Origin of the sequence: Paraburkholderia phosphatilytica (assembly GCF_003443895.1) — a bacterium.
Taxonomy (GTDB): domain Bacteria; phylum Pseudomonadota; class Gammaproteobacteria; order Burkholderiales; family Burkholderiaceae; genus Paraburkholderia; species Paraburkholderia phosphatilytica.
The window spans coordinates 207,166-213,339 of sequence record NZ_QQOA01000012.1 but is presented as its reverse complement, the minus strand read 5'-3'; the positions used below and the strand labels follow the sequence as shown (position 1 = coordinate 213,339).

Sequence of the window (6,174 nt, the reverse complement as noted above, 5' to 3'; positions counted from 1 at the left end):
GGTGATCGCGCCGTTCGCGTTCGTGTGCGCATCGCTGATCCTGTACTGGGCGAAGTGGCCGCTGACGGGCGAGATCATCCTGCTGATGGTCGTGGCACTGCCGGTGTTCTTCTACTACCAGGCGAAGGTGGGCTTCACGGGCTTCAACCAGGACATGAAGGCGGCGTGGTGGCTGGTGGCGTACCTGCCGATCATGGCGCTGCTGTCGCTGATCGGCAGCAAACAGTTCGGCGGCCACGACGTGATTCCGTACGGCTGGGACATGCTGACGGTGATCGTGGTGTCGCTGGTGTTTTATTTCTGGGGCGTGAAGTCGGGGTATCGTTCGTCGTATCTTGATGAGCGTGACGCGATCGATGACGATCCGATGTCGCAAACCGATGCAGCGCAACTCGGCGAGCTGACGCCGATGCGCTGAGCGATTGGCGACTCCGGATTCACATGACGGCCGGCGCAGCGATGCGCCGGCCGTTTGCTTGATGACGAACCCGATGAACGATCCTGATGAACGATATTGATGAACTACGCCGGCATTCTCGAACAGATCCATCATGACGTGAGGCCATGGCTCGGCAAGGGCCACGTGGCTGACTACATTCCCGAACTCGCGAAGATTTCCGCCGACCGCTTCGGCATGGCGATCGTCACGGTGGCGGGCGACGTGCACCATGTCGGCGACGCGCATACGCGCTTCTCGATCCAGAGTATCTCGAAGCTGTTCGCATGCACGCTCGCGTTCGGGCTCATCGGCGATGCGTTGTGGCAGCGCGTGGGCCGCGAGCCGTCGGGCACCGCGTTCAATTCGCTCGTGCAGCTCGAATCCGAGCAGGGCAAGCCGCGCAATCCGTTCATCAACGCGGGCGCGCTCGTCGTGACCGACGTGCTGTGCCGGCGCTTCGTGAAGGCGGAGACGGCGCTCGTCGAATTCATGCGACGTCTTACCGGCGAACGCACTATCGACTACGACATGCGGGTGGCGCGTTCCGAGCTCGAGCATGCGGAGCGTAACCGCGCGATGGCGCATTTCATCGCGAGCTTCGGCAACCTGGAAATGCCGGCGAAGACGGTCGTCGATGCGTACTGCCGGCAATGCGCGATCGAGATGAACTGCGTCGAGGTCGCGAAGGCGGCTTTGTTCCTGAGCAATGGAGGCGTGGTGCCCGCTTCGGGCGAGCGGATTCTGGATTCGAGTTCGGCCAAGCGATTGTCCGCGTTGATGCTCACGTGCGGTACGTACGATGCGGCCGGGGATTTCGTGTTTCGCGTGGGCTTGCCGGCTAAAAGCGGTGTGGGCGGGGGGATCGTCGCCGTGTTGCCTGGGGAGATGGCGGTGTGCGTGTGGTCGCCGGGGCTCGATGCGAATGGCAATTCGCTGGCAGGGGTGATGGCGTTGGAGTGGTTGACGACGCGGACGGGAAGGTCGATTTTTTGAGGGGGGACGGGGCTTCGATGTGCATCTCTGAAGCCACATGATCACTCTGCGCGTCGTGCTAGGTGTTCTTTGCCCGCAATCTTGAACGACTGATGAGGCCCGACGCGCCCCATACGATGCCGGTGGCAATGATGAAGCTGGCGACCAGCAGTACGCCGGCCACCACGCTTTCGTGACCTTCGACACCGACCGCTCCGAACAGGACGAATAGCGGATGCAGCGCTGCGTACCCGTTGTCGCTATACAGCCAACCGGGGATCGCGTCGATTTTCGTCAGCACGAGGAAAACCGGTACGGTCAGTACTATTGCTAACAACAAACGCAGAATCGCTTTCATCGAACTGTTACCGTGCCGTAGTAAGGAATGGTCGTGCCTGGGATTATCTTTGTGTGCTGCGAAAGCAGCCACGTGCGCAATCGGTCGAACTGCGTTGGCGACAGCAGCGTAATGCACCCTTCGCTTATGCCAAACCGTCCATTCGGATGCAGCCGGAAGTTGCCGCGCCGCACGCCATTGATGAACATGTAGTCGCTTACGATGCGGTCGTTGCGGTAGAGCGCGAACCAGTTGTCGTGGTGCACGTGCGATGCGTTATCCTTCACCCAGTCCCATAGCCAGCCGAGCCGACCGCCGCTCTGGCGCGCGATGATGTAGTAGGTGCCTTTCGGGATAGGTCCGGCATCAGGCACAGCCTCGGCATCGGGACTGTCCACGTAGCCCGGCTTGCCTGAGAACGCGGCCATGCCGCCGAGGCCCACGCAGTATAACGCCGAGACTGACTGGCGATTCAGGGTGAATATGCACTGTGCTGGCATCTTGTGCTGTCGGTGGTGGTAACGGCGATACGCTATGTGGAAGCGCCGGCTCGCGCAATAAGAGATGTCAAATGCTGATTGCTTTATGCGCATTACATGTCAGATCGACTAACCGCGATCGATCATGGCGACCGTTACGGTTCAATACGCACGACAGTCGAAGCGCCGTTCGAATCGGTGTCTGGATTCCCATGTTCATCGACGCTGCCGGTATGCAACTCCATGTCGGCAGTCAGCGTGATGGTGGAGCCGGCCGGAAGAACGATCGTCTGCATGTCGTCCATCTCAGCGCCAGGCAGGAATTCATAGTTTCCGCTGGCTAGTTTCAGAAGATCGATGCTTGCGATCAGGTCGCCTTCGTCCTCGTGAAATACAGTCCCGGCCTTGCCGTCGGTTGCGATCTTTCGCACCCGTAGCGTGTAAGAATCATGTTGCGTGCTGTCGAGGTCGAAACTGGTGCTGCGCGGATTTTTAGCTTTTACGTGGACGACCAGTAGTCGCAGGTCGTCGCGATAAGGCAGGACTTGCGTGTCGACCGCGATATTTGCCTGCCAGTCCGTGGCGCCTCCGAGCCAGAACACCCAGAGCGCCCATCCGCCTGCGCACAGAATGGCGATGCATGACAGCGTCTTGAGCGCAAGATCCGATATTTCGATGGCTCTTTTCATGGCTCTTCTCCGCCGTGGCATACACCATCATAGCCAACGGCGGACGAGGCACCTGAAAGACAAGAGGCCCTTTACTCGGAGTCGCGCGACAATCGTCGGGTGTGTTGTTTGATGCTTTCTCGTTTTCCAGAGATTGACGACGCGGACGGGAAGGTCGATTTTTTGAGGGGGCACGCGGTATTCGCGGATGCCGCGCGGCGCAGGCTACCGATCTCCATATCCGACCTTGAGCGGCTCGGGATAGTGCTGCGTAATCGGATAAGCGCTCTCCGCGGGCCATGTCGGCGCCGCGAGGGTGCCCGGACCCTGGGGGATGCATGAGCCGGGCGCGCCGTTGTTCAGACTGAGGATCGACCCGGCCGCGTTGAGACTCGAATACGTATCGCTGGCGACGTACACGGTGACGTCCGCGCCATTCCTGATCGCGGTGGATGGCCGGCCGACGGAAACGTCTTCCGAGTTGCCGATCTGCAGGATCAGCGGCGTACCGCTGCAATCGGAGGACGCGTAGGCTACGGCAGAACTGTCCGACCACTGGTACTGTGATGACGAACGTTCGGCTTCCAGTCTTCCGTTGGTATAGTTGCGCGCGCTATGGATGATCGGCACGAAGGTGAACGCGCCGTTTATCGTGATGAACACGCCGCTGACGCCCGATGCCGACACGAGGGGACCGACCGTCTTGCCCTGTGCGTCGAACACCATCGGGATGCGGTGGTCGTCGAACTGGCCTGCTGCGGAACCCGGGCTGCTGTCGGGGTATGACAGGGTCGCGTTGCACACAAGCGCGCCGACGATGAGGACTGTACGCATGTCAGTCTCCCGTTGACCTCTCATACGATTGATAGGCCAAACAGGGGCGAACGCAAGCCATTTCGGCTGGCGTCACGCAAAGTTCACTGGGGCGGGGTGAGGCCGTAATCGAACGCGTGGCGGCGCCGTTTGGGTGCCCCACTCCGGGTAAACACCCACGAATTCCCATCACCCCCGAAAGCAGGCAGAAGGCAGCCAGTTTCTATACTCCCGCCAAAGTGCAGTGCCGCGCGCCGCGCCCATCCACGGCCCACGCGTCCCGCTGCAAAGCCGCAAGGCTGCACACTCACAAAACCCAGGAGACTCGCCGTCATGCCATCCATCACCCGATCCTTCATGCTCGCGCTCGCGGCATGCTCGATCCTGTGCTGGGCGCCCATGGCCGCCGCGCAGAAGGTGACGCTGATGACGGGCGGCGCGGCGAAAATCGTCTACCTGCCGGTCGTGCTGGCCTCGCAGCTCGGCTACTTCCGCGACGAAGGGCTCGACGTCGAAATCCTGTCGCAGCCGGCCGGCGTCGACACCGCCACCGAGCTGATCGCGGGCGCGATCCAGGGCGCGGCAGGCTTCTACGACCACACCATCGACCTGCAAAGCCGTGGCCAGGACATCGAAGCGGTCGTCGTGTTCTACGACGCGGCCGGGCTCGTCGAGCTCGCGTCGACCAAAGCCGCGCCGCACTTCATGGCGATGACCGACGTGCGCGGCCGCACGCTCGGCGTGACGGGTCTCGGCGCATCGACCTATTTCCTGACCCGCTATCTCGCGCAGCGCGCGGGCGTCGGGCCGAATGCGTACGCGGTCGTGCCGCTTGGCTCGGAGAGCGGCTTCGTCACTGCGCTTGGCAAGGGCACCGTCGACGCCGGCATGATCGAAGAGCCGACCGCGTCGCGTTTGCTGGCTGACGGGACGGCGCACGTGGTGGTCGACATGCGCGATCGCGACGGCACGCGCGCCGCGCTCGGCGGCCCGTACGTCGGTGCGTGCCTGTACATGCAGCGCGCGTGGGTGGCCGCGCACCGCGACGACACGCGGCACCTCGTGCGCGCGCTCGTGCGCACGCTCGGCTTCATCAAGTCGCACAACGCCGAGCAGATCGCCGCGGTGCTGCCGAAGGATTTCTCCGGCGTGGACCGCGCGCTGTACGTGAAGGCGCTGGCGGCATCGATTCCGTCGTTCAGTCCCGACGGCAGGATGCCGGACGGCGCGCCGCAGACCGCGCTCGCCGCGCTCGCAGCAGTGAACCCGTCGATCGTGCCGCGTCACGTGGACCTCGGCCGCACGTACACGAACACCTTCGCCGACGACGCCGCGCGCTCGCCGAATCTGGCATCGAACCCGGGCGCGTCGATGGCGCCCGCGCATTGAGCATCGCGACACGATACGGACGACACCCATGAAAGCGATACGCATCGAGGAGTACGGCGGACCTGAAGTCCTGCAGCGCGTCGACGTCGCGATCCCGGCGCCGGGACCGGACGACGTGCTGATCCGCGTTGCCTGCGCGGGCATCAACTTCATGGACGTGCACACGCGTCAAGGCAAGTACCGCGCGTCGCGAACCTACCCGGTGCGTCTGCCGTGCACGCTCGGCATGGAAGGCGCGGGCGAGGTCGTGCAGACGGGCGCGAACGTGCGCTCGTGCGCGCCGGGCGATCGCGTGGCGTGGTGCATCTCGTGGGGCTCGTATGCGGAGTACGCGGTGGTGCCGGCGGCACGCGTCGCTCGCATTCCGGCGGCGATTTCGTACGAACTCGCCGCCGCGGCGATCTTTCAAGGGTCGACCGCGCACTACCTGCTCGACGACGTCGCGCGTCTGCAGGCGGGCGACACCTGCCTTGTGCACGCGGCGTCGGGCGGCATCGGTCAGCTGCTCGTACAGCTCGCGAAGCGCCGCGGCGTGACCGTGTTCGCCACCACCAGCACCGACACGAAGGCGGAGGTCGCGCGCAGGCATGGCGCGGATCACGTGATGCTGTACGAAGACGGCCGCTTTGCGGACCGCGTGCGCGAAGCGACGGACGGCCGCGGCGTCGACGTCGTGTTCGATTCCGTCGGCCGCACGACGCTGCGCGACAGCTTCCGCGCGACGCGCGTGCGTGGGCTCGTCGTCAACTATGGATCGGTGTCGGGCTCGCTCGACAATCTCGATCCCTACGAACTCGGTGAAGCGGGGTCGCTGTTTCTCACGCGTCCCCGGCTGGCCGATCATCTCGCGGACGGCGCAACGGTACAGCGCCGCGCCGACGAGATTTTCGCTGCCTGTCTCGACCATACGCTGGATATCGCGATCAGCGGCCGCTATACGCTCGCCAACGTGGAAGAAGCGCATGAAGCGCTGGAGTCGCGCCGGCAGCTTGGGAAATCCGTGATGGTCATCGGCTGATGCGCTGAGCCGACCGTCACTTTGTCGTCAACCTTATCCGGACGCGGCGGTCTGCCTGG

7 protein-coding genes and 1 pseudogene are annotated in these 6,174 nt (G+C 63.4%); 4 read left to right on the top strand and 4 right to left on the bottom strand.

What is annotated here, in order from left to right; translation table 11 throughout:
• A pseudogene (locus tag DVS29_RS15880) lies at window positions 1-418 on the top strand (hypothetical protein); the annotation flags it as partial.
• A gap of 99 nt (window positions 419-517) precedes the next feature.
• Complete coding sequence (locus DVS29_RS15875; RefSeq protein WP_118181411.1) at window positions 518-1,432, top strand: glutaminase; 915 nt, start codon at window positions 518-520, stop codon at window positions 1,430-1,432.
• 58 nt (window positions 1,433-1,490) lie between these two features.
• Here the strand turns inward: DVS29_RS15875 and DVS29_RS15870 are convergent, their stop codons facing one another.
• The 4 genes from DVS29_RS15870 to DVS29_RS15855 all read right to left on the bottom strand — a co-directional run bounded on the left by DVS29_RS15870 (window position 1,491) and on the right by DVS29_RS15855 (window position 3,729).
• On the bottom strand, window positions 1,491-1,769 hold the full coding sequence (locus tag DVS29_RS15870; RefSeq protein ID WP_118181410.1) for a hypothetical protein: 279 nt from the start codon (window positions 1,767-1,769) through the stop codon (window positions 1,491-1,493).
• Entirely contained in the window at window positions 1,766-2,248 is a 483-nt protein-coding gene (locus DVS29_RS15865; protein WP_118181409.1) for a DUF2778 domain-containing protein, read from the bottom strand. The genes DVS29_RS15870 and DVS29_RS15865 overlap by 4 nt, the downstream gene beginning before the upstream one ends.
• Before the next feature lie 134 nt (window positions 2,249-2,382).
• Entirely contained in the window at window positions 2,383-2,916 is a 534-nt protein-coding gene (locus DVS29_RS15860) for a hypothetical protein (RefSeq protein ID WP_118181408.1), read from the bottom strand.
• Between the two features lie 204 nt (window positions 2,917-3,120).
• On the bottom strand, window positions 3,121-3,729 hold the full coding sequence (locus DVS29_RS15855; RefSeq protein ID WP_118181407.1) for a hypothetical protein: 609 nt from the start codon (window positions 3,727-3,729) through the stop codon (window positions 3,121-3,123).
• A gap of 312 nt (window positions 3,730-4,041) precedes the next feature.
• Between DVS29_RS15855 and DVS29_RS15850 the strand changes: the two genes are divergently transcribed.
• Together DVS29_RS15850 and DVS29_RS15845 are read left to right on the top strand one after the other, a co-directional pair.
• Window positions 4,042-5,097 (top strand): ABC transporter substrate-binding protein, encoded by a 1,056-nt coding sequence (locus DVS29_RS15850; protein WP_118181406.1) that lies wholly within the window; start codon window positions 4,042-4,044, stop codon window positions 5,095-5,097.
• 28 nt (window positions 5,098-5,125) lie between these two features.
• The gene (locus DVS29_RS15845) at window positions 5,126-6,115 is read left to right on the top strand and encodes a quinone oxidoreductase family protein (RefSeq protein ID WP_118181405.1); all 990 of its coding nucleotides are present in this window, start codon (window positions 5,126-5,128) and stop codon (window positions 6,113-6,115) included.
• The last annotated feature ends 59 nt before the right edge of the window (window positions 6,116-6,174 follow it).

Coding starts and splice junctions, on each gene's coding strand:
- DVS29_RS15855 (WP_118181407.1), bottom strand. CDS start 3,729: ATGCGTACAGTCCTCATCGTCGGCGCGCTTGTGTGCAACGCGACCCTG.
- DVS29_RS15865 (WP_118181409.1), bottom strand. CDS start 2,248: ATGCCAGCACAGTGCATATTCACCCTGAATCGCCAGTCAGTCTCGGCG.
- DVS29_RS15875 (WP_118181411.1), top strand. CDS start 518: ATGAACTACGCCGGCATTCTCGAACAGATCCATCATGACGTGAGGCCA.
- DVS29_RS15860 (WP_118181408.1), bottom strand. CDS start 2,916: ATGAAAAGAGCCATCGAAATATCGGATCTTGCGCTCAAGACGCTGTCA.
- DVS29_RS15870 (WP_118181410.1), bottom strand. CDS start 1,769: ATGAAAGCGATTCTGCGTTTGTTGTTAGCAATAGTACTGACCGTACCG.
- DVS29_RS15845 (WP_118181405.1), top strand. CDS start 5,126: ATGAAAGCGATACGCATCGAGGAGTACGGCGGACCTGAAGTCCTGCAG.
- DVS29_RS15850 (WP_118181406.1), top strand. CDS start 4,042: ATGCCATCCATCACCCGATCCTTCATGCTCGCGCTCGCGGCATGCTCG.